Below are 17846 nucleotides of genomic sequence, written 5' to 3'. Positions count from 1 at the left end.
ACGTGCCGTTCGTCCGCACGTTGGGGGCAGTCCGGAAGCGTCTCCTCGGACTTGTGCGTGACCGTTCTTTCGGAGGGGCTGGGCGGGTGTGTGCACAAGTCCTTGCGGGGAGCGCTTCCTCCCCACCCCCTTGGCAGCCCATGGAGCCGCCTGGGCAGTACCGGAGTACCCCGGTAACACCCCCTGCGGCCACTTTCACTGCCAGGGGGTGGGGAGGAAGCGCTCCCCGCAGGAATGTGCATACGCCCCACCAGCTGAAAGGAAAAACCCGCCATGCACAGTCCGAGGAGACGCTTCCGGACTGCCCCCAACATATGGACGTACGGCACGTGATTCAGGGGCGCGAGGTCCCAGACTTCGTCCGGGAGGTGCCCCCAACGCGACAAGCCACGATGGCGCGGAGGACGGCACATAAGGCCCCGGGGCAGCCCGGAAGCCGCACCCCGGAAGCCGGACACGCCCACGGGTGGAAGAAAGGGGAAAAAAGGGGTGAAACCGGTGTTATGACATGCCTGACCTTGACCCCCGCGGCGAACTGGACCCGCTATGGAACCGCGTATGCACCGGATGGCCCGTCCCGCTGTGACGGCCTCCTCCCCGTCTGCGTCAGCCGAACACCCCCGCACGAAGGCCAAAACCAGGCGCAGCAAGGGCTGGCGTGCCCTGATGATCGCCTCGCTGCTGCCGCTGACCGCGGCCGCCCCCGCCCTGGCCAGCCCGGGCGCCACCCGCCCCGCCCCGGACCCCAACAAGGCCGGGCTGATGGAGAAGAAGCTGGTGCCCGACCTGATCGGCACGATGCAGAAGCTCCGCATCCCCGGCGCGATCGTCTCCGTGACGATGCCGAAGTGGGGCACGACCACCGCCGCACTCGGCACCGACTACCTCGGCAGCGGCCAGCGCATGGACGCCACCGAGCACATGCGCGTCGGCGACATCACCCGGACCTTCACCGGGACGGTGATCCTGCAGCTCGCCGGCCAGCACCGGATCGCGCTCGACGAGCCCGTCGCCGCGATCGTGCGCGGCGTCCCCAACGGGCGTCACATCACCGTCCGCCAGCTGCTGCAGATGACCAGCGGCCTGTACGACTACACGCAGGACACGGCGTTCAACGCGACCCTCGACCAGCATCCGGACGCGCAGTTCGCCCCGCGCGACCTGCTGGCCGTGGCCTTCCGCCACCAGCCGTACTTCGCGCCGGGGAAGGGCTTCCACGACTCCGCCACCAACACCGTGCTGCTGGGCATGATCGCCGAGCGCGTCACGCAGCGCCCGCTGCAGACGCTCTTCCAGGAGCGGATCTTCAAGCCGCTGGGCATGAAGGACACCCAGGTCACCAACGGCCCGGCGCTCACCGCGCCGTTCGCCCACGGCTACCAGTACGGCACGAACACCGCCGTGCTGACCGCGCCCGTGCTCACCGGCAAGGACGCGGCCTGGGCGGACTACTCGGCGGGCAAGCCGGTGGACGTCACCACGGCGAACGCCTCGTACACGTGGGCCGACGGCTCCGCCACGTCGACGCTGGCCGACCTCAACCGCTGGGCCCCGGCGCTGGCCAGCGGCAGTCTGCTCACGCCGCAGATGCGCAAGCAGCAGATGACGTTCACCGCCACCTCGGCGACGCCGGGCGCGGCCACCTACGGCCTGACCGTGGCCGACTTCGGCGGCTTCATCGGCCACGAGGGCCGCATCCCCGGCTACTCCACCTTCGTCGGTTACGACCCGGCGAAGCAGGCCACCGTGGTGGTGCTCGCCAACCTCAGCGTGTCGCCCGACGGCACCGTGCCCGCCACCGAGCTGAGCAAGCGCGTCCTCGCGGACGTCTTCGGCGGCTGACCGCCCGACCAGGAAGATCCGGCGCTGCCGCCGGTCAGGAGGACGACATGAAGCTCTTCGACGACGTGCTGTTCCAGCAGTTCGCCGAGCGCGGGCTGATGACCTTGACCGGCGGCGGGGCCGAGTACGGCGAGTGCGCCCTGACCGCGCGCCGCATCACCGAAGGGGACGCCGACAGCTGGCACCGGGAGTGGACGGCGACGGCCACCATGCTCCAGGGCTGGGCCGAGAGCAGCGACGAGGCCGGCCACCGGGTCAGCGCCCGCGAGGCGTACCTGAGGGCGTCGACATACCACCGGATGTCCTACTACCCCCTGTTCGGCGCTCCGGTCGACCCGCGGCTGAGCGCGGCCGCCGCCCGTGAACGCGACTGCTTCGCCCGGTTCGCCGAGCTGTGCGACCCGCCGCTGCGGCCGGTCAGGGTGCCGTTCGAGGGGACCTACCTGGACGGATATCTGTGCCCGGCGCAGGGGCCGTCCGGGGCAGGACCGTCGGCGGTGGCCGGAGCGGCCGGAGCGGCCGGAGCGGCCGCAGAGGAGCCGCGGCGGCCGCTGGTGATCGCCGTCAACGGCTACGACTCCAACGTCCACGAGATGTACTGGGCACACGCCCTGGCGGCGACCCGCCGCGGCTACCACTGCCTGCTGGTCGACGGCCCCGGGCAGGGACTCGCCCTGATCGCCCAGGGCCTGACGATGCGTCCGGACTGGGAGAACGTGCTGCGGCCGGTGGTCGACACCGCGGTGACGCTGCCCGGTGTCGACCCGCGCCGGATCGCCGTCGTCGGCTGGAGCCTGGGCGGCTTCCTGGCGCCCCGCGCGGTGAGCGGTGAGCCACGGGTGGCCGCGCTGGTCGCCGACCCCGGGCAGTACGACCTGCTGGCCGTGCTCGTGCCGCAACTGCCGATCCCGCAGGCGCTGGCGGAGCGGCTGCCGGACGTCGACCCGGCCGACCTCGAACCGCACCTGGCGCCGCTGGCCGCCGACCCCGTGCTGCGCTGGCGGCTGGTCCAGCGCGGCCTGTGGGTGCACGGCCTGGACAGCCTCGGCGCGTACGTGGTCGACCTGGCCCGCTACCGGATCTCCGACGTCGTGGGCGGCATCACCTGCCCGACGCTGGTCGCAGCCGGGGCCGGTGACCCGCTCGCGGCCCGTGCCGACACCCTGTACGAGGCCCTGACCTGCCCCAAGACGTTCGTCCGCTTCACCGAGGGCGAGGGCGCCGACGGCCACTGCGAGGCGTGGAACCGGTCCCGCTACAGCCAGCGCGTCTACGACTGGCTGGACGAGACCCTGTCCGCCGGCGGGGCGCCGGACGCCGCACCCGAGCCGGGCGCCGCACGCGGACGGGACTCCGGCCGTGGACAGCGGCCCGCTCGTGGAGAGGACTCCGCCCGCCCACAGGAGACCGTGCGCACCAGCGGCGTCCTCTGAGCGGGACCGTCCGGGCCGGCGGCGTCACGCGCCCGGGCGTTCGCGGACCACCTCGTGCGGCGCCTTGTCGTCGCGCAGGCCCAGGTACCGGGGGTGGCGCAGCAAGCCGTCGCGGGTCCACTCGGTGAAGGCGATCTGGGCGACGAGTTCGGGCTCGACCCAGGTGGCCGTCCGGTCCCGGAGCGCCGGGGCGAAGGGGCACGAGTCACGGCGCAGGCCGGCGAGGCGGGCGCCGAGGCTGCGCAGCGTCTGCTCGCTGAAGCCGGTGCCGGCCTTCCCGGCGTACCGCAGCCGGCCCGCCTCGTCGTAGTAGCCGAGCAGCAGCGCGCCGAACTCCGCGCGCGACCCGGCCGGCGCCGTGAAGCCACCGACCACGAACTCCTGGCCGAGCGAGCACTTCAGCTTGAGCCAGTCGCGGGACCGGCGCGGCTGGTACACCGCGTCGGCGCGCTTGGCGATCAGGCCCTCCCAGCCCTTGGCGCACGCCTCGTCGAGGTGCGCGGTGTTGCGGTGGGGCGTGAAGCGCAGCGGCTCGTGGAAGGTGACGGCCGTGCGCAGCAGGGACTTGCGGGTGCGCTGCGGGAGGCGGCCGGTGTCCCAGCCGTCGAGCGCCAGCAGGTCGAACAGGTAGTAGGTGACGGCGACCGGACTGGCCCGCACGGCCCGCGGATCGGTGAGGCCCATCCGCTGCTGCAGCAGGGAGAAGTCGGTGCGGCCGTCGCGCAGGGCGACGATCTCGCCGTCGACCGTGAGGCCTTCGCAGGGCTGGGCCGCGAGCGCGTCGACCAGTTCGGGGTAGGTGGCGTTCACCGTGCGCCCGGTACGGGAGAGCAGGCGCGGGCCGTCCTCGCCGGAGACCGCCAGCGCCCGGACGCCGTCGAGTTTCCGCTCGAACAGCCAGCGCTCGTCGAAGGACCTGCGGGAGGAGAGCGTGGCCAGCATCGGGGTGGCCGGCGGCTCCCCGCGGGCCGGGCGCAGCAGCGCCCGTTCGGCCGCGGACAACCGGTCCAGGGGTGAGCTCACGGCGCCTCCCGGTCCATCCTGTTCCTCCTCAGCTGGGCGTCCGGCGCCCGCGGGCCGGCCCGACCGGGCCCGTCCGTACCGCGGCGGCCGGACACCCTGCGGCTCCCCGGCTGCCGCGGACGGTAAACGGCGCCCTCCGGGTGACGCCCGGACCGCACCCCGCCGTCGCCCGGTCGTGCCGAGCAGCCGCCGGACAGCCGCCAGACAGAGCGGTCTGGCGAATCGGGGGCGCTCGTCCCGCGTGGCGACAGCATGAACACCAACACGACCTGCGGTTTCTGGTGTTCATTTGACGTGAACAGACAGGTCTGTCTAATCTAAGCCGAGTCAATAGACAGGTCGGTCTATCCAGGGAGTGCAGCCGTGACCACCGCCGCCACCGCCAAGCAGCAGAAGCAGGCCGCCGTGTCCCGCGGCACCCGCGCCCCGGCCGGCGCCGAGGGAACGGCCGGCCGCCGACGAAGGCTCGGCCCCACCGCGTCCATCGCGGTGATCGCCTCCCTGCTCATCTCGTTCCTGGCCGCCTCCAGCGCCCCGACCCCGCTCTACGCGGTCTACCAGCACGAGTGGGGCTTCTCGCCGATCACCACCACGGTCGTCTTCGGCGTCTACGCGGTGGCGGTCCTGGCCGCCCTGCTGGTCTTCGGCAAGATCTCCGACCACGTCGGCCGCCGCCCGCTGCTGTTCACCGGCCTCGCCGGGCAGATCGTGTCGATGGTCGTCTTCACCACCGCGAGCAGCGTCTCCGCGCTGATGATCGCCCGGGTGATCCAGGGCGTCGCGACGGGTGTCGCCTTCGGTGCGATAGGCGCGGGCCTGCTGGACGTCGACCGCAGGCGGGGCGCGGTCGCGAACTCCTTCGCGCCGCCGCTGGGCACCGCGTCCGGCGCGCTGGCCGCCGGCCTGGTCGTGCAGTTCCTGCCCGCCCCCACCCACCTCGTCTACCTGCTGCTGCTCGGCGTCTTCGCCCTGCAGGCGGTCGGCGTGGCCCTGCTGCCCGAGACCGTGACCCGCAAGCCCGGCGCGCTGGCGAGCATGAAGCCCGAGATCAAGCTGCCGCGGGCGGCGCGCAAGCCGGTGGCGATCGCCGCGCCGGTGCTGTTCGCGGTGTGGGCGCTGGCCGGCTTCTACGGCTCGCTGGGCCCGGCGATCACCCGCACCCTGGTCCACTCCGACTCCGTGGTGTACGGCGGCCTGGCGCTGTTCGTCCTGGCGGCCTCGGCCGCGCTGTCCGCGCTGGTGCTGCGGGACGCCCCGACGCGCACGGTGATGTCGCTGGGCGTCGCGACCCTCGTGGCCGGCGTCGCGCTGACCCTGCTGTCCATCGGCTCGGGCGGCGGCGGAGCGCTGTCGGTGACCGGCTTCTTCGTCGGCGGCGCCATCGCCGGGTTCGGCTTCGGCGCCGGCTTCCAGGGCGGCATCCGGCTGGTGGTGCCGCTGGTGGAGCCGCACGAGCGGGCCGGCGTGCTGTCGCTGCTGTACGTGGTGTCGTACCTGGGCATGGGTGTGCCCGCGGTGATCGGCGGCGTGCTGGTGGTGCACGGCGGCGGGCTGCTGGACACCGTTCGCGAGTACGGTGCCGCGGTGATCGTGCTCGCCGCGGCCGCGCTGGCCGGACTCCTGCTGAGCGGGCGCCGGGTGCCGCAGGCCGTCCGCGAGGGATGACCGGAAACAGGCTGCGGCGCTAGAATAGACAGATCTGTCTGAAAGGGTGATCGCGATGGCGAGCAGGGTTCCGGCGGGCACCGCGGCCAGGACCGGCGGGCGGCAGGAGGCCGGGCAGCCGGCCAGGCCCTCCGCGCGCGAGCGTCTGCTGGCGTCCGCCAACGAGCTGTTCTACAGCGAGGGCGTGCAGACCGTCGGCATCGACCGGATCATCGAGCACGCGGGCGTCGCGAAGGCCTCGCTCTACAACACCTTCGGCAACAAGGAAGGTCTCGTCCGGGCGTACCTGGAGTCCCGGCGGCAGCGAAGCCGCAACCGCATCGCCCGTGCCCTCACCCGGTACCGGGAACCACGTGAGCGGCTGCTCGCGGTCTTCGAGGCGCAGGGCGAGATGTTCACCGACCCCGACTACAACGGCTGCGCGTTCGTCTCCGCGAGCGCCGAAGCCGGTGCGGGCAGCGCCATCACGGACGAGGCCGACGAGTACCGGGCGTGGATGCGCGGGATGTTCACCGAACTCGCCGCCGAGGCCGGCGCGGCCGACCCCGAACTGCTCGCCCGCCAGCTCCACTTGCTCTACGACGGCGCGATGCTCTCGGCCCGGATGGACCGCGACCCCACCGCCGCCGGCACCGCCCGGGCCGCAGCGGCCGTGCTGCTCAACGCGACGCTGCCCCCGCGGCCGGCTTCCGACGGTGACGCCCGGAAGGGGCCGGGCGCGGCCCGCACGGCCGCCGTCTGACGGTGACGCCCGCTACCGGCGGGGAACTTAGTCTCCCAGGTGGCCGCATTGCTCCGAGGAGTTTTACGCTGAGTGAGGATGCGGACGCTTCGGGGACGGAAACCCGAAGCTCATCCGGTGGCAAGACAATCGCAACACGCGAAGGAGGTGGCTTTGATGGCCACCGATTCGAGTCACCCGACTGGCGGGCGGTCCGGTACGGCCGCGGCGCCGTCGGACGCGCACATCGAGAGCCATCCGGACATTCTGTCGCTGCGTAACCGGTACGCGGCGGTGTCCGAGACTCCGGTCTCCGGCCTCGTCGAGGGCCTGTGCCTGCTGACCGGCCTCTACCTGGCGATCTCGCCGTGGGTGGTGGGATTCCAGGGCTTCGCCGGCCTCAGGGTGAGCAACCTGATCACCGGTATCGCCCTGGCGGTGCTCGGCATGGGGTACGGCTCCGTACTGGAGAGGACGCACAACCTGGGATGGGTCGCCTGCGCCATCGGCGTGTGGACGATCATCGCCCCGTGGTGCGTGGCGGGTCAGCCCAGCTTCTTCAAGGTGATTCTCAGCAACGCGATCGTCGGAGGCGTGGCCTGTGCCCTTGGCCTTGCGACGATGGGGATGGGATTCATGGCCAAGCGGCGCGCTCGCCGCGCAGCCGTCTGACGCCGTCCCGAATCGCACACGGAAGGCAGGCGGCCCCGGAGTTCCGGGGCCGCCTGTGGTGTGTTCCGGTTGTGACAGGGGGTGTGGCAGGGGAGTCCGGGCGTGTGTCCGGGGCGTGTGCCCGATGCCTGGGGGGACGTCAGTCCAGGTTGTGCTGCCGGGCGTAGAGGGCGGCGGCCGACCGGTCCCGCGAGCCGGTCTTGGCGAAGATCCGGTTGATGTGCGTCTTGACGGTGTTGGCGCTCAGGAACAGCTCGCCGGCGATCTCGGCGTTGTTCCGGCCGCGGGCGATCAGCGTCAGGATCTCCGCCTCGCGCCGCGTCAGACCGTCCGGGAGATCCCGGCCCCGCGGCGGCTCCGGCCGGCCGCCGGCGTCGGCCGCCGCCAGCAGCGTGGCCTGCACCTGCGGGTCCAGCACGGTCAGCCCCGCCGCGGCGCTGTGCAGGGTGCGGGCGATGTGCCGCCGGTCGGCGTCCTTCGTCAGATAACTGCGCGCCCCCGCCCGCAGGGTGTCCAGCACCGACCGGTCGTCCGCGTAGGTGGTGAGGACGACGACGGCCACCTCCGGGTGCTCGGCGGTCAGCCGGCGCGTGGTCTCGGTGCCGTCCATCACCGGCATGTGGAGGTCGAGCAGGATCGCGTCGGGGCGGTGCTCGGCGACCACCGCGAGCGCCTCCCGGCCGTCGGAGGCGGAGCCCACCACCTCGATGTCGGGCAGCAGATCCAGCATCAGCACCAGGCCCTCGCGCACGGCGGCCTGGTCGTCGGCGACGACGACCCGCAACGGCCGCTCCGCCGGGGTCACCTGGGGACTCGCGCGGTGACGGTCCAGTAGGCGGTGGCGCCGGCCTTGCCCGCGTCTTCCGGGCTCGCATCCTCCGGGCTCGGGCCTTCCGGGCTCGGGCCTTCCGGGGCCGGGCCTTCCGGGGCCGGGGCGCCCGGCTGCTCCGGTCCCGACCGGTGGGGACCCGCGGTCAGCGTCCCGCCGAGGAGCAGCAGCCGCTCCCGCATGCCGGTGAGGCCGTAACCGCCGTCCAGGGTGGCGAAGCCGTCCGGTACGCCGGAGCCCAGTGGATTGCCGACGGTCAGCGTCACGTCGTCGTCCCCGTAGACCAGACGCAGGGTCACGGGCCGGCGGGGAGCGTGCTTGGCCGCGTTGACCAGGGACTCCTGCGCGGTGCGCACCAGGGCGAGGGTCGCCTCGGCCGGCAGGTCCGCGCGCGGGCCGGACACCTCGGCGGTCACCACCGCGCCGTGCCGTTCCTCGTGGACCGCGGCCATCCGCGCCAACTCCTCGTCCAGCGGCGGGGTGTCGGCCCGCAGCGCGTGCACCGCCCGCCTCGTCTCGGCCAGTCCGTCCGAGGCTATCCGCTGCGCCACCGCCAGCACGCCGTCGGCCTGCCCGGCCCGCGCCGGGTCGTCCGCGCCCTCCGCGAGCAGTGCGCGGGCGGCCTGGATCTGGATGCCGAGCGCGCCGAGCGAGTGCGCCAGCACGTCGTGGATCTCGCGGGCGATCCTGGCCCGCTCGTCCAGCACCGCCACCCGCCGCTGCTCGGTGCGCAGTTGCCGCAACTGCCCGACCAGCGCCGCCGACTGCTCGGCCTGCACCCGGTACGCGCGCCGGTTGTGTCCCATCAGCAGGCCGACGAGCAGCAGCAGCGGGTAGCCGATGACGCTGGCCCGGTCCGGGGCGTTGACCACCGAGCCGGCCGCCAGGGTCAGCGCGCCGGCCGCGAACACCGCCCAGCCGTGGACGAGACGGAGTCCGGTCCCCGCCTCGACGACGGCCATGGTGGCCAGCGCCACCATCGCGCCGGCGTGCAGCAGGGTGCAGGGGACCGAGGACGCGACGACCAGGACGGTGAGCACCGCGGGCAGCCGGCGCGGGTGCCGGTCCGCGAGGTCCTTGCGCACGTCGAGGAAGGCCCAGCAGGCCACGGCCGCCAGGCTCACCGCGAAGCCCGCGACCGTCACCGGGAAGGCGACGGGTCCGTGGGGCGGCGTGGGGAACACCGAGAGGCCGACGAGGACCACCGCGGTCATCCGCGCCATCCAGATCGCGGTACGCAGCACGTGGTCACCATAGCGCCGCGTCGGGCGGCGGCCGCGGGCCGCGGCGGGGGCCTGCGGCGGGGCGGAGCCGGGGGCGCGACGGCCCGCGTCGAGCCGGGAGCCGGCGGCCGTCCCGGGCCGAGCGGGCGTCGCCACCGGGGTCACCGCCGCCGGCCCGGGTCCTCGAACCCGAGGCCACGGCGCAGGCGCCGTCCGGAGCCGAGCCGCAGCCCCTCGCCCCGGCCGCGCCCGCGATCCCACCGGGGTCCGTACCCGGAACCGCCATACCCGAGGCCGCCCTCTCCCCGCCCGCCGTACCCGGAGTCCCCGCGGCCGGAGTCCTGTCCGGGTCCGCCGTACCCGGAGTCCCCGCGGCCGAAGTCCTGGCTGGAGTCGCCGTACCCGGAGTGCCCGCGGCCGGAGTTTTGTCCGGAGCCGCTGTACCCCGGACCGCTGCCGTACCCGGAGGGGTTGCCGTACCCGAGGCCGCCCTCTCCCCGCCCGCCGTAGCCGGAGTCCCCGCGGCCGGAGTCCTGGCTGGAGTCGCCGTACCCGGAGTGCCCGCGGCCGGAACCGCCGTACCCGTGGCCGGAGGCCTGGCTGGAGCCGCCGTACCCCGGACTGTCGTATCCGGGTCCGCCATACCCCGGACCGCTGCCGTACCCGGAGGGGTCGCCGGGCCCGGGGCCGGGGGTGTCCGGGCGGCCGGGGTCGGTCCACCGGCCCATGCGGTCCGCGAGGAAGACCCGGCCGTCCTTCTCGGGCGCGAACGGAATGCCGGAGCCGAGGGCGCGCAGGGTGATCACCCCGGCCTGCCCGAGCCGGTTGAGGCCCAGCATGACCACGATCGGCGCGGAGGAGGCGGCCAGGTGCGCGCCGCTCGCGCCGGCGAGCAGCGTCAGGCCGACGCGGGCGCCGACCAGCGCCGCCCACCACCACAGCCCGCGTACCGGCATCCGGCCCCAGAGCCCGCCGCCGCGGGACTCCAGCCGCATCGTGGCGCCCTGCCCGGCGCCGATGGCCACTGCGACCAGCGCGCCCGCCACCAGGAAGGCGACGTCGGCGGCTGTCACGGCGCCGTGACCGCGGAGCCGGGTGAGGCCCACGACGGTGAGGACGGCCGGCAGCAGCAGCACCCGGCGCCCGCGCAGGGGTTCCCCCAGGAACTGTCGGCCGATGACGAGTGCGGCGACGGCGACGACGGCCAGGATGTCGATCACGGCGGTTGCCCCTTCCGGGCGGGCGGTGGCTTCACCGGCGACGCTACGAAGAGCGCCGGGCGGCGGCGTCACACCGCGGGGTGACCTCCGGGGTGACGCGTGGGGTGAGGACGGGGGGCACACGCGCGGGCCGGATCACCCCGCGTCTCGCCCCCGGAGGTGGCGCCCGGCCGGGGGGTGCGCGGCCACGGTGGTGGCGTCAGGGCCGGGGCAGGCAGCGGCCGGCCGGCGCCCGAGCGGAGAGCGCCGGCACCGCACGCGCCGGCCCCGCCCCTGTCGCACACACCGCGCCCATCGCGCCCACCGCGCCCATCGCACACACCGCGCCCATCGGCGCACCGCACAGACAAGGACCCGTCATGTCCCCCGTCGCCCAAGCCATGGTGATCAACGCGACCGTCCTGTTCGCCGTCCTGGAGGCGGACGTCGGCCCGCACCGCAAGATCAACGCCTTCCGGGTGCTGCGGCCGCTGCTGATGGCCGCCGCGATCGTGCCGATCTACCTGAAGGCCGTGACCACGCACGGCACGGGCCTCGGCCTGGAGCTGACCGCCCTGCTGGCCGGCGTGGCGACGGGACTGGGCGCGGCGGCGCTCACCCGCGTCTACCGCAGCCCGCGCACCGGCCGGCCCGTGAGCGCCGCGGGCTTCGGCTACGCGGCCCTGTGGATCGTCGTCGTCGCCGCCCGGTCCGCCTTCTCCTACGGCTCGGCCCACTGGTTCGGGCCGCAGCTCGGGCACTGGATGGTGCGGCACTCCGTGACGGCCGACGCGATCACCGACTCCCTGATCATCATGGCCGTCGCCATGACGCTGACCCGCACCCTGGCGCTGGCCGGCCGTGCCTGGAAGGTGGTCCGGCCGGCCGTCGCGGCCTGACGTGAGGAGGCCGGCCGGACTCCGCCCGGCGCCCGCGGCGAGCCGGGGGCTGCCGGGGCCCCGGCCCGTCGACGACAATGCCTGAAGGGGCGCCTTCGCCGTGCCGGCCGCGATCTCCGCGGCACCGGTGTGATCCGCGTCGCACACCCCCTCCCGTCACGTTCGCCGGATCCGGGACGTCGAAGAGGTGACGGCGTCAGGGGACGGGCATCAGGCACCACCGAGGGGAATCCATGACCGACCGGATCACCGAGGAGTTCGAGCGGTACCGCGGGCAGTTGCGCTCGGTCGGCTACCGCATGCTGGGGTCGCTCAGCGAAGCCGACGACGCGGTGCAGGAGGCCTGGCTGCGCCTGAACCGCACCGACCCGGACTCGATCGACAACCTCGGCGGCTGGCTCACGACGGTCACCGCGCGGGTGTGCCTGGACATGCTGCGGTCCCGGACGTCGCGGCGCGAGGAGTCCCTGGACACGCACGTCCCCGATCCGGTGGTGACCGGCCCGGACGGCACCGACCCCGAGCAGCAGGCGCTGCTCGCCGACTCCGTCGGGCTCGCGCTGCTGGTGGTGCTGGACACCCTGGAACCCGCCGAGCGGCTGGCGTTCGTGCTGCACGACATGTTCGCCGTGCCCTTCGACGACATCGCCCCGATCGTGGACCGCTCGCCGGTCGCGGCCCGGCAGCTCGCCAGCCGGGCCCGCCGCCGCGTTCGGGGCGCGGACCCCGACCCCGATCCCGACCTCAACCGCCAGCGGCGGGTCGTGGACGCCTTCGTGTCGGCGTCCCGCAGCGGCGACTTCGAGGCGCTGGTGGCGGTGCTCGACCCGGACGTGGTGCTGCGCGCCGACGTCGGCGCGAGCCTGCTGGGCGTCTCGCACGAGATCCGCGGGGCGGCGAAGGTCGCCGGCCAGGCCCTGCTGTTCCGCAGCCACGGCGGTGTGCGGAGCCGCCCGGTCCTGGTCAACGGCGCGGTGGGCCTGCTCAACTCCCTGGACGGCAAGCCGATGTCGGTCCTCGGCTTCACCGTCCGCGGCGACCGGATCACCCGGATGCACATCCTGGCCGACCCCGAGCGGCTCGCCGCGCTGGAGCTGCCCGCGGTGTGACGCGGCCGTGCGCCGCGTTCCCCCGGGCATGTTCCGGGGCGCATTCCCCGGGCGCGGCCCTCACGACGCGGCCCTCACGACCCGGCCCTCACAGCGCGGCCCGCTCAGACGCGGCGGGTGATCCGTTCCAGCAGCGGCAGGGCGGCGGCCAGCAGGCGCTGCTCGTCGTCGCTGAGCTCCTCGGCGATCGCGGCCGTGAGCCGCCGCGCCCGCTCGGCGCGCGCGCCGGTCAGGCCCTCGCGGCCGGCCGCGGTCAGCGACACCACCATGCGGCGGCCGTCGGCGGGGTCCTGCGCGCGCTCGACCAGGCCGCGTTCCTGCAGCCGGTTGACGATCGTGCACATGGACTGCGGACGGATGCCCTCGCCCGCGGCCAGCTCCGACGCGGTCGCCGGGCCCTCGCGGTCCAGCCGGACCAGCGCGGAGGTCTGCGAGAGCGTCAGCTCGTCGTCCGGGCGGAACTGCCGCAGGCGGCGGAGCAGGGGACCCAGCGCGGCCCGCAGGTCGGCGGCGAGCCGGGCCGGTTCTGCCGTCGGGGCGCTCATGGTCTTCAGTATAAACTGTTCAGTCCAGCCTTATGGTAGAGATGGCGTCATGACTCAACTCCCCACCGGTGCCTCCGCCTCCGGCTCCCTCACCGCCACCACCGTCACCCTTCCGGGCCACGGCGGCGACACGATCGAGGCGTACGTGGCCATGCCCGAGGGCGACACGCGACGCGGCGGTGTCGTCGTCATCCACCACCTGCCCGGCTACGACCGGCCCACCAAGGAGATCGCCCGCCGGTTCGCCGAGCTCGGCTACGACGCGGTCTGCCCGAACCTGTACTCCCGCGAGGCGCCCGGCGCCTCCCCGGACGACGCGGCGGCGGTCGCCCGATCCAACGGCGGCGTCCCCGACGAGCGGCTGGTCGGCGACGTGGCCGGCGCCGTGGAGTACCTGCGCGCGCTGCCCACCTCCAACGGGAAGGTCGGCGTGATCGGTCACTGCTCCGGCGGCCGTCAGACCGTGCTCGCCGCCTGTCATCTGGACGTCGACGCGGCCGTCGACTGCTACGGCGCGTTCGTCACCGGCATCATCCCGCCGAACCTGCCGCTGAAGGTCACCACCCTGGTCGACCAGCTCCCGGAGCTGCGGGCGCCGCTGCTCGGCCTCTTCGGCGCGGAGGACTCGCACCCGAGCCCGGAGCAGGTCGCCGAGCTGGAGCAGCTCCTCACCGACCTCGGCAAGGACTTCGAGTTCCACTCCTACGAGGGGGCGGGGCACGCCTTCTTCGCGGTCAACCGGCCCAGCTACAACGTGGCCGCGGCCAACGACGGCTGGGAGCGGATCGAGTCCTTCTTCGCACGCCACATCGGGGGCTGACTGTGTGCACGTACCTCACCGTCAAGGACGGTGTCGAAGGCAGCGCCAAGGGGCCGGGCGGGTCGTGGTTCCGCGTCACCGACGTGACGGTCTACTACGACCACCCCGTCCACGCGATGGCCGAGCACACGCTGAACATCGACTTCAGCGCGCCCGCCGCCGGGCCGGGCGCCCGGGTGGCGCTGGAGCTCACCGCGGAGTCGGCGCAGGCGCTGGTCGCCGCCGTGCAGAAGGCCCTGGACGCGGTGCCGGTGGAGATGCTCAGCTGATCTCCCCGCCCCCGCGCCGGTCTACCCCGCCTCGCGGCGATCTGCCCGGCCCAGCGCTGGTCTCCCGGGCTTCGCGGCGCCCCTGACCTGGCGTGTCAGGGGCGTGTGCGCGGGCTGTCGGTGGCGTGTCAGCGGCGGGCGGCACAGTGCTGTGCATGCTGAGGACAACGGGGACCACCGCGCCGGCACCGGGCGCACGGAGACACCGCGGGAGGCGCCGCGCGGCGCGCTGAACGCCTTCGCCAGGTTCGTCGTCTGCGGAGGCGGCGTGAGCCTGGCGTCCAGCGCCGTCCTGCCGGCCGTCGGGCACCGCCTGCCGTTCGCCCTGGCCAACGCCGTCATCACCGCGGCCGGCACCCTGCTGGCCACGGAACTGCACCACCGCTTCACCTTCGGCGCCGCCCGGGCCGGCCGGGCCGGGTGGCGGATCCACGCCAAGTCCGCGCTCACCCTGGCGGCCGCCTACCTCGTCACGACCGCCGCCGTGCTGGTCCTGGGCGCGGTCCACCCGCACTCCGGCGCGCTGCTCGCCCAGGCCGTCTACCTCGCGGCCTCCGGGCTCGCCGGCATCGGCCGCTTCCTGGTCCTGCGGCTGGTGGTCTTCACCCGCCGGACGGCCGAACGGCCCGCCGCGGGCCCGGCCCTCTACCGCGGCGAGGTGGCGGTCGCCGCCTGATCGGCGCCGAGTGGCGGAAGTCACACCGGCGTTGGGCACCGTCTCTGGCCATGGGACAGATCAGGAAAGGTCTTCCCGTTCACGAGCTTTTTGCGCATGCTTTGAGTACCCGGGTGCCGTCGTCGGCGGCTTTCGGGTGACAATGCGACAGACGAAGCAGTAGTAGTCGGACCTTTGAGGAGCGAGGATCCCATGTTGCGAAACGGGCTCGAGCCGTGGCACCTGATCGTGGTGGCGATCGTCGTCATCGTGCTGTTCGGTTCCAAGAAGCTGCCGGAGGCCGCCCGCGGCCTGGGCAAGTCGATGCGCATCCTCAAGTCCGAGGCCAAGGCGATGAAGACCGACGACACGACGACCGCGAGCAGCGCGCCGACGTCGTCGCCGACCCCGTCCCCCGAGGCCATCACGCCCAGCGACGTGGTGACCGCCGGTGAGGCGAAGACCGAGCAGCACGAGGCCGGCGTCAAGTAACGGCCAAAGATCACCCACGGCCCCCGGCCCCCGCTTCCGGAATCCGGCAGTCTTGGTACGTTCATGACGTCCTGAAACCGGAAGAGACAGCGGGGGTCTGTGGTGGCGTCGGTGGTGGGGGCTGCCGCAGCGGTGCCCCCGGAGTTCGTCGCCGGGTTCCCGGAGATCCTCGCGGACATATCCGTGAGCTGCCGCGCGCTCAGCCGCGGTGAGCGGGAGAGCCGGCGGGCGCTCGGCGAGCAGGCCGCGGACGCCGGCTACGGGCTGCGTGACCTGACCGCCGTGCATCTGGCGGCCGCGCGCCGCGCCTGGGCCTCGCTGCCCGGCGTCATGGGCGCCCGGGACGCCTCGGAGCTGCGCAGGACCGGCGCCGCGGTGCTGGCCGCGCTGGAGGCGGGCATCGTCGCTCTCGGCGAGGGCCACGAGCGGGCCCAGCGGCACGCGGTCCAGCGGGCCGAGGCGGCGCGGCGGGCGTTCGTCGACGACCTGCTCTACGGCCGGACCGACCCCGGCCGCATCGCCGAACAGGCCGAGGGCTTCGGCCTGCGGCTCGCCGACCGGCACGTCGTCGCGGTGGCCGAGCCCCCGGACGGCGAGAGCTACGACCAGGCGCACCCGCTGCTGCGGCGGGTGGAGCGCGAGCTGGCCGGCCGGTTCGGCGACCACGACGCGCTGATCGCGCCCAAGGACGGGCGTCTGGTGTGCGTGGCGCCCACCTCCCAGCAGCCGGTCCTGGACGCCTTCGTGAAGCTCGCTTCGAGCCACCGGGTGGCCGTGAGCAGGCCGCACAGCGGGGCGGTGGGCGTGGTCCGCAGCTACGAGGAGGCGCTCAGCGCCCTGGACCTGGCCGAGCGGCTGGGGCTCGCCGCGAGCGTGCTCAGCTCCGCCGATCTGCTGGTCTTCCCGGTCCTGCTGCGGGACCGCGCGGCGATGGCGGACCTGGTCAAGACGGTGCTGGGCCCGCTGGAGCACGCCAGGGGCGGCGCGGAGCCGCTGCTCGCGACCATCACCGCGTACGCCGCCGCGGGCTACGTCAACGCCGAGGCGGCGCGCCGCCTCGACCTCAGCGTGCGCGCGCTGTCCTACCGGCTGGAGCGGATCGCCACCCTCACCGGCTTCGACCTGGACGACTCCCTGCAGCGCTACACCCTGGAGACGGCCGCCCTGGGCGCCCGCCTCCTCGACTGGCCCGTTACGCCCCTGTAGCGGCGCGCCCGGGCCGGTACGGTGGCCGGTGCGGGCTCAGCAGGGTTCTTCCTCGCAGCCCTCGGCCGCGGCCGCGTCGCACTCCTGCCGCAGCCCCGCGCTGATGGCCCGGCCGATGTCCCGCAAGGCGTCCAGCTGCTCGGGGGTGAGCACATCGAAGAGCTTCTCGCGCACCGCGGTGACGTGCCCGGGCGCGGCCGCCGCCAGCGCGGCGTACCCCGCGTCGGTGAGTTCGCACACCCAGCCGCGGCGGTCGCCGTCGGCGGGCCGGCGGGTGACCCAGCCGGTCTTCTCCAGGGCCGACACCGCATGCGACAGCCGGCTGCGCGAGGACAGCGACGCCCTGGCCAGCTCACTCATCCGCAGGCACCGGCCGTCGGCCTCGCTGAGCCGGACGAGAATCTCGTAGTAGGCCATGGGCATGCCGGAGTCGCGCCGCATCTGCCGGTCGATGTACGCCGAGAACTCGACGTTCGCGGTCATGTAGGCCCGCCACGTCTCCTGCTCGGCTTCCGTCAGCCACCGCACCTCACCACTCATACCCCCAGCATAGGGGTGGTTGAACTCTCAAGCTATGTGGGTTATGTTCGGTGTTGAAAGCTCAAGCATCTGTCCGGAGAACCCGGCTTCCCTAGGAGCCCACCATGACCTCGCAGACCGAAGTGATCGACGGCTACGTCGCCGGCACCTGGACCATCGACGCCGTGCACTCCGACGTGTCCTTCTACGTCCGCCACCTGGGGGTGTCGAAGGTCCGCGGCAACTTCGAGACCTTCGAGGGCACGATCGTCACGGGCGAGAACCCGCTCGACTCCAAGGTCGACGCGGTCATCAAGACCGCCTCGGTGAACACCAAGAACGAGATGCGCGACAACCACGTCCGCGGCGACGACTTCCTGGACGTCGAGAAGTTCCCCGAGATGACCTTCACCACCACCGCCATCCGCCCGAAGACCTCCGAGCTGTTCGAGGTCGACGGCGAGCTGACCCTCAAGGGCGTGACCAAGCCCGTCACCCTGCAGCTCGAGCTGAACGGCTTCGGCACCCACTACGAGGGCCACGCGATCGCCGGCTTCTCCGCCGCGACCGAGATCAGCCGCAGCGAGTTCGGCGTGACCGGCGGTGCCGCGGGTGCGGCCGTCAGCGACAAGATCCGCATCGCCCTGGAGATCGAGGCGACCCAGGCCACCGCCTGATCACCCGGTCCCACCCCCTCGGCCGCCGGCCGTCGTCCGCCACCTCCT

Annotated in this window: 19 protein-coding genes; 13 read left to right on the top strand and 6 right to left on the bottom strand. The window is 73.6% G+C overall.

All coding sequences use genetic code 11. The annotated features are described in order from the left end of the window. The first annotated feature begins 666 nt into the window (after window positions 1–666). Window positions 667–1842: a serine hydrolase domain-containing protein gene (locus K7862_RS15015; RefSeq protein WP_262413159.1), complete on the top strand. Its 1176-nt coding sequence runs from the start codon at window positions 667–669 to the stop codon at window positions 1840–1842. Window positions 1843–1889: 47 nt separating this feature from the next. Then, entirely contained in the window at window positions 1890–3275 is a 1386-nt protein-coding gene (locus K7862_RS15010) for an alpha/beta hydrolase family protein (RefSeq protein WP_222963071.1), read from the top strand. Between the two features lie 24 nt (window positions 3276–3299). On the opposite strand, the gene ligD is transcribed toward K7862_RS15010, so the two are convergent. Continuing rightward, window positions 3300–4298: a non-homologous end-joining DNA ligase gene (gene ligD / locus K7862_RS15005; protein WP_308011995.1), complete on the bottom strand. Its 999-nt coding sequence runs from the start codon at window positions 4296–4298 to the stop codon at window positions 3300–3302. Between the two features lie 363 nt (window positions 4299–4661). Here ligD and K7862_RS15000 point away from each other — a divergent pair, with 363 nt between their 5' ends. The 3 genes from K7862_RS15000 (at window position 4662) to K7862_RS14990 (ending at window position 7356) form a co-directional block, all read left to right on the top strand. After that, a complete protein-coding gene (locus K7862_RS15000; RefSeq protein ID WP_308011994.1) occupies window positions 4662–5963 on the top strand; it encodes an MFS transporter in 1302 nt (433 codons plus the stop codon). Between the two features lie 55 nt (window positions 5964–6018). After that, window positions 6019–6705 carry a TetR/AcrR family transcriptional regulator gene (locus K7862_RS14995; protein ID WP_222963070.1) on the top strand — a complete coding sequence of 229 codons (687 nt, stop codon included), beginning with the start codon at window positions 6019–6021 and terminating at the stop codon, window positions 6703–6705. A gap of 156 nt (window positions 6706–6861) precedes the next feature. Then, window positions 6862–7356 (top strand): SPW repeat protein, encoded by a 495-nt coding sequence (locus K7862_RS14990; protein WP_222963069.1) that lies wholly within the window; start codon window positions 6862–6864, stop codon window positions 7354–7356. 139 nt (window positions 7357–7495) lie between these two features. Here K7862_RS14990 and K7862_RS14985 read toward each other — a convergent pair whose 3' ends face one another. The 3 genes from K7862_RS14985 to K7862_RS14975 all read right to left on the bottom strand — a co-directional run bounded on the left by K7862_RS14985 (window position 7496) and on the right by K7862_RS14975 (window position 10628). Further along, window positions 7496–8161, bottom strand: coding sequence for a response regulator (locus K7862_RS14985; protein ID WP_222963068.1), 666 nt, complete (start codon window positions 8159–8161; stop codon window positions 7496–7498). Beyond that, window positions 8158–9429, bottom strand: a complete 1272-nt coding sequence (locus K7862_RS14980; protein ID WP_222963067.1) for a sensor histidine kinase — start codon at window positions 9427–9429, stop codon at window positions 8158–8160. Before K7862_RS14980 ends, K7862_RS14985 begins: the two co-directional genes overlap by 4 nt. Window positions 9430–9569: 140 nt before the next feature. Then, complete coding sequence (locus K7862_RS14975; RefSeq protein ID WP_222963066.1) at window positions 9570–10628, bottom strand: hypothetical protein; 1059 nt, start codon at window positions 10626–10628, stop codon at window positions 9570–9572. 359 nt (window positions 10629–10987) lie between these two features. Between K7862_RS14975 and K7862_RS14970 the strand changes: the two genes are divergently transcribed. Further along, window positions 10988–11506: a hypothetical protein gene (locus K7862_RS14970; protein ID WP_222963065.1), complete on the top strand. Its 519-nt coding sequence runs from the start codon at window positions 10988–10990 to the stop codon at window positions 11504–11506. A 233-nt stretch (window positions 11507–11739) separates the two neighbouring features. Next, window positions 11740–12615, top strand: coding sequence for an RNA polymerase sigma factor SigJ (gene sigJ / locus K7862_RS14965; RefSeq protein ID WP_222963064.1), 876 nt, complete (start codon window positions 11740–11742; stop codon window positions 12613–12615). A 104-nt stretch (window positions 12616–12719) separates the two neighbouring features. Here the strand turns inward: sigJ and K7862_RS14960 are convergent, their stop codons facing one another. Then, window positions 12720–13160, bottom strand: a complete 441-nt coding sequence (locus K7862_RS14960) for a MarR family winged helix-turn-helix transcriptional regulator (RefSeq protein ID WP_222963063.1) — start codon at window positions 13158–13160, stop codon at window positions 12720–12722. Between the two features lie 49 nt (window positions 13161–13209). On the opposite strand from K7862_RS14960, the gene K7862_RS14955 reads away from it, so the two are divergent. The 5 genes from K7862_RS14955 to K7862_RS14935 all read left to right on the top strand — a co-directional run bounded on the left by K7862_RS14955 (window position 13210) and on the right by K7862_RS14935 (window position 16602). Continuing rightward, window positions 13210–13980, top strand: coding sequence for a dienelactone hydrolase family protein (locus tag K7862_RS14955; protein WP_222963062.1), 771 nt, complete (start codon window positions 13210–13212; stop codon window positions 13978–13980). A 2-nt stretch (window positions 13981–13982) separates the two neighbouring features. Next, complete coding sequence (locus K7862_RS14950) at window positions 13983–14249, top strand: DUF6295 family protein (protein WP_222963061.1); 267 nt, start codon at window positions 13983–13985, stop codon at window positions 14247–14249. A 151-nt stretch (window positions 14250–14400) separates the two neighbouring features. Then, window positions 14401–14925 (top strand): GtrA domain-containing protein, encoded by a 525-nt coding sequence (locus K7862_RS14945; RefSeq protein WP_222963060.1) that lies wholly within the window; start codon window positions 14401–14403, stop codon window positions 14923–14925. A 192-nt stretch (window positions 14926–15117) separates the two neighbouring features. Continuing rightward, on the top strand, window positions 15118–15396 hold the full coding sequence (gene tatA, locus K7862_RS14940) for a Sec-independent protein translocase subunit TatA (protein ID WP_222963059.1): 279 nt from the start codon (window positions 15118–15120) through the stop codon (window positions 15394–15396). A 114-nt stretch (window positions 15397–15510) separates the two neighbouring features. Continuing rightward, window positions 15511–16602 (top strand): PucR family transcriptional regulator, encoded by a 1092-nt coding sequence (locus K7862_RS14935; RefSeq protein WP_222963058.1) that lies wholly within the window; start codon window positions 15511–15513, stop codon window positions 16600–16602. A gap of 36 nt (window positions 16603–16638) precedes the next feature. On the opposite strand, the gene K7862_RS14930 is transcribed toward K7862_RS14935, so the two are convergent. Next, the gene (locus K7862_RS14930; protein ID WP_222963057.1) at window positions 16639–17142 is read right to left on the bottom strand and encodes a MarR family winged helix-turn-helix transcriptional regulator; all 504 of its coding nucleotides are present in this window, start codon (window positions 17140–17142) and stop codon (window positions 16639–16641) included. 104 nt (window positions 17143–17246) lie between these two features. On the opposite strand from K7862_RS14930, the gene K7862_RS14925 reads away from it, so the two are divergent. Further along, window positions 17247–17798 carry a YceI family protein gene (locus K7862_RS14925; RefSeq protein WP_222963056.1) on the top strand — a complete coding sequence of 184 codons (552 nt, stop codon included), beginning with the start codon at window positions 17247–17249 and terminating at the stop codon, window positions 17796–17798. The last annotated feature ends 48 nt before the right edge of the window (window positions 17799–17846 follow it).

Origin of the sequence: Actinacidiphila acidipaludis, assembly GCF_019890725.1 — a bacterium.
Taxonomy (GTDB): Bacteria; Actinomycetota; Actinomycetes; order Streptomycetales; family Streptomycetaceae; genus Actinacidiphila; species Actinacidiphila acidipaludis.
The sequence above is the reverse complement of the archived record's forward strand: the minus strand, read 5'-3'. Positions and strand labels throughout refer to the sequence as shown.

Bases quoted from the DNA above. Each gene is read 5' to 3' on its own strand.
- K7862_RS15015 (WP_262413159.1), top strand. From the start codon at position 667: ATGATCGCCTCGCTGCTGCCGCTGACCGCGGCCGCCCCCGCCCTGGCC.
- K7862_RS15010 (WP_222963071.1), top strand. From the start codon at position 1,890: ATGAAGCTCTTCGACGACGTGCTGTTCCAGCAGTTCGCCGAGCGCGGG.
- K7862_RS14995 (WP_222963070.1), top strand. From the start codon at position 6,019: ATGGCGAGCAGGGTTCCGGCGGGCACCGCGGCCAGGACCGGCGGGCGG.
- K7862_RS14990 (WP_222963069.1), top strand. From the start codon at position 6,862: ATGGCCACCGATTCGAGTCACCCGACTGGCGGGCGGTCCGGTACGGCC.
- K7862_RS14970 (WP_222963065.1), top strand. From the start codon at position 10,988: ATGTCCCCCGTCGCCCAAGCCATGGTGATCAACGCGACCGTCCTGTTC.
- sigJ (WP_222963064.1), top strand. From the start codon at position 11,740: ATGACCGACCGGATCACCGAGGAGTTCGAGCGGTACCGCGGGCAGTTG.
- K7862_RS14960 (WP_222963063.1), bottom strand. From the start codon at position 13,160: ATGAGCGCCCCGACGGCAGAACCGGCCCGGCTCGCCGCCGACCTGCGG.
- K7862_RS14955 (WP_222963062.1), top strand. From the start codon at position 13,210: ATGACTCAACTCCCCACCGGTGCCTCCGCCTCCGGCTCCCTCACCGCC.
- tatA (WP_222963059.1), top strand. From the start codon at position 15,118: ATGTTGCGAAACGGGCTCGAGCCGTGGCACCTGATCGTGGTGGCGATC.
- K7862_RS14930 (WP_222963057.1), bottom strand. From the start codon at position 17,142: ATGAGTGGTGAGGTGCGGTGGCTGACGGAAGCCGAGCAGGAGACGTGG.
- K7862_RS14925 (WP_222963056.1), top strand. From the start codon at position 17,247: ATGACCTCGCAGACCGAAGTGATCGACGGCTACGTCGCCGGCACCTGG.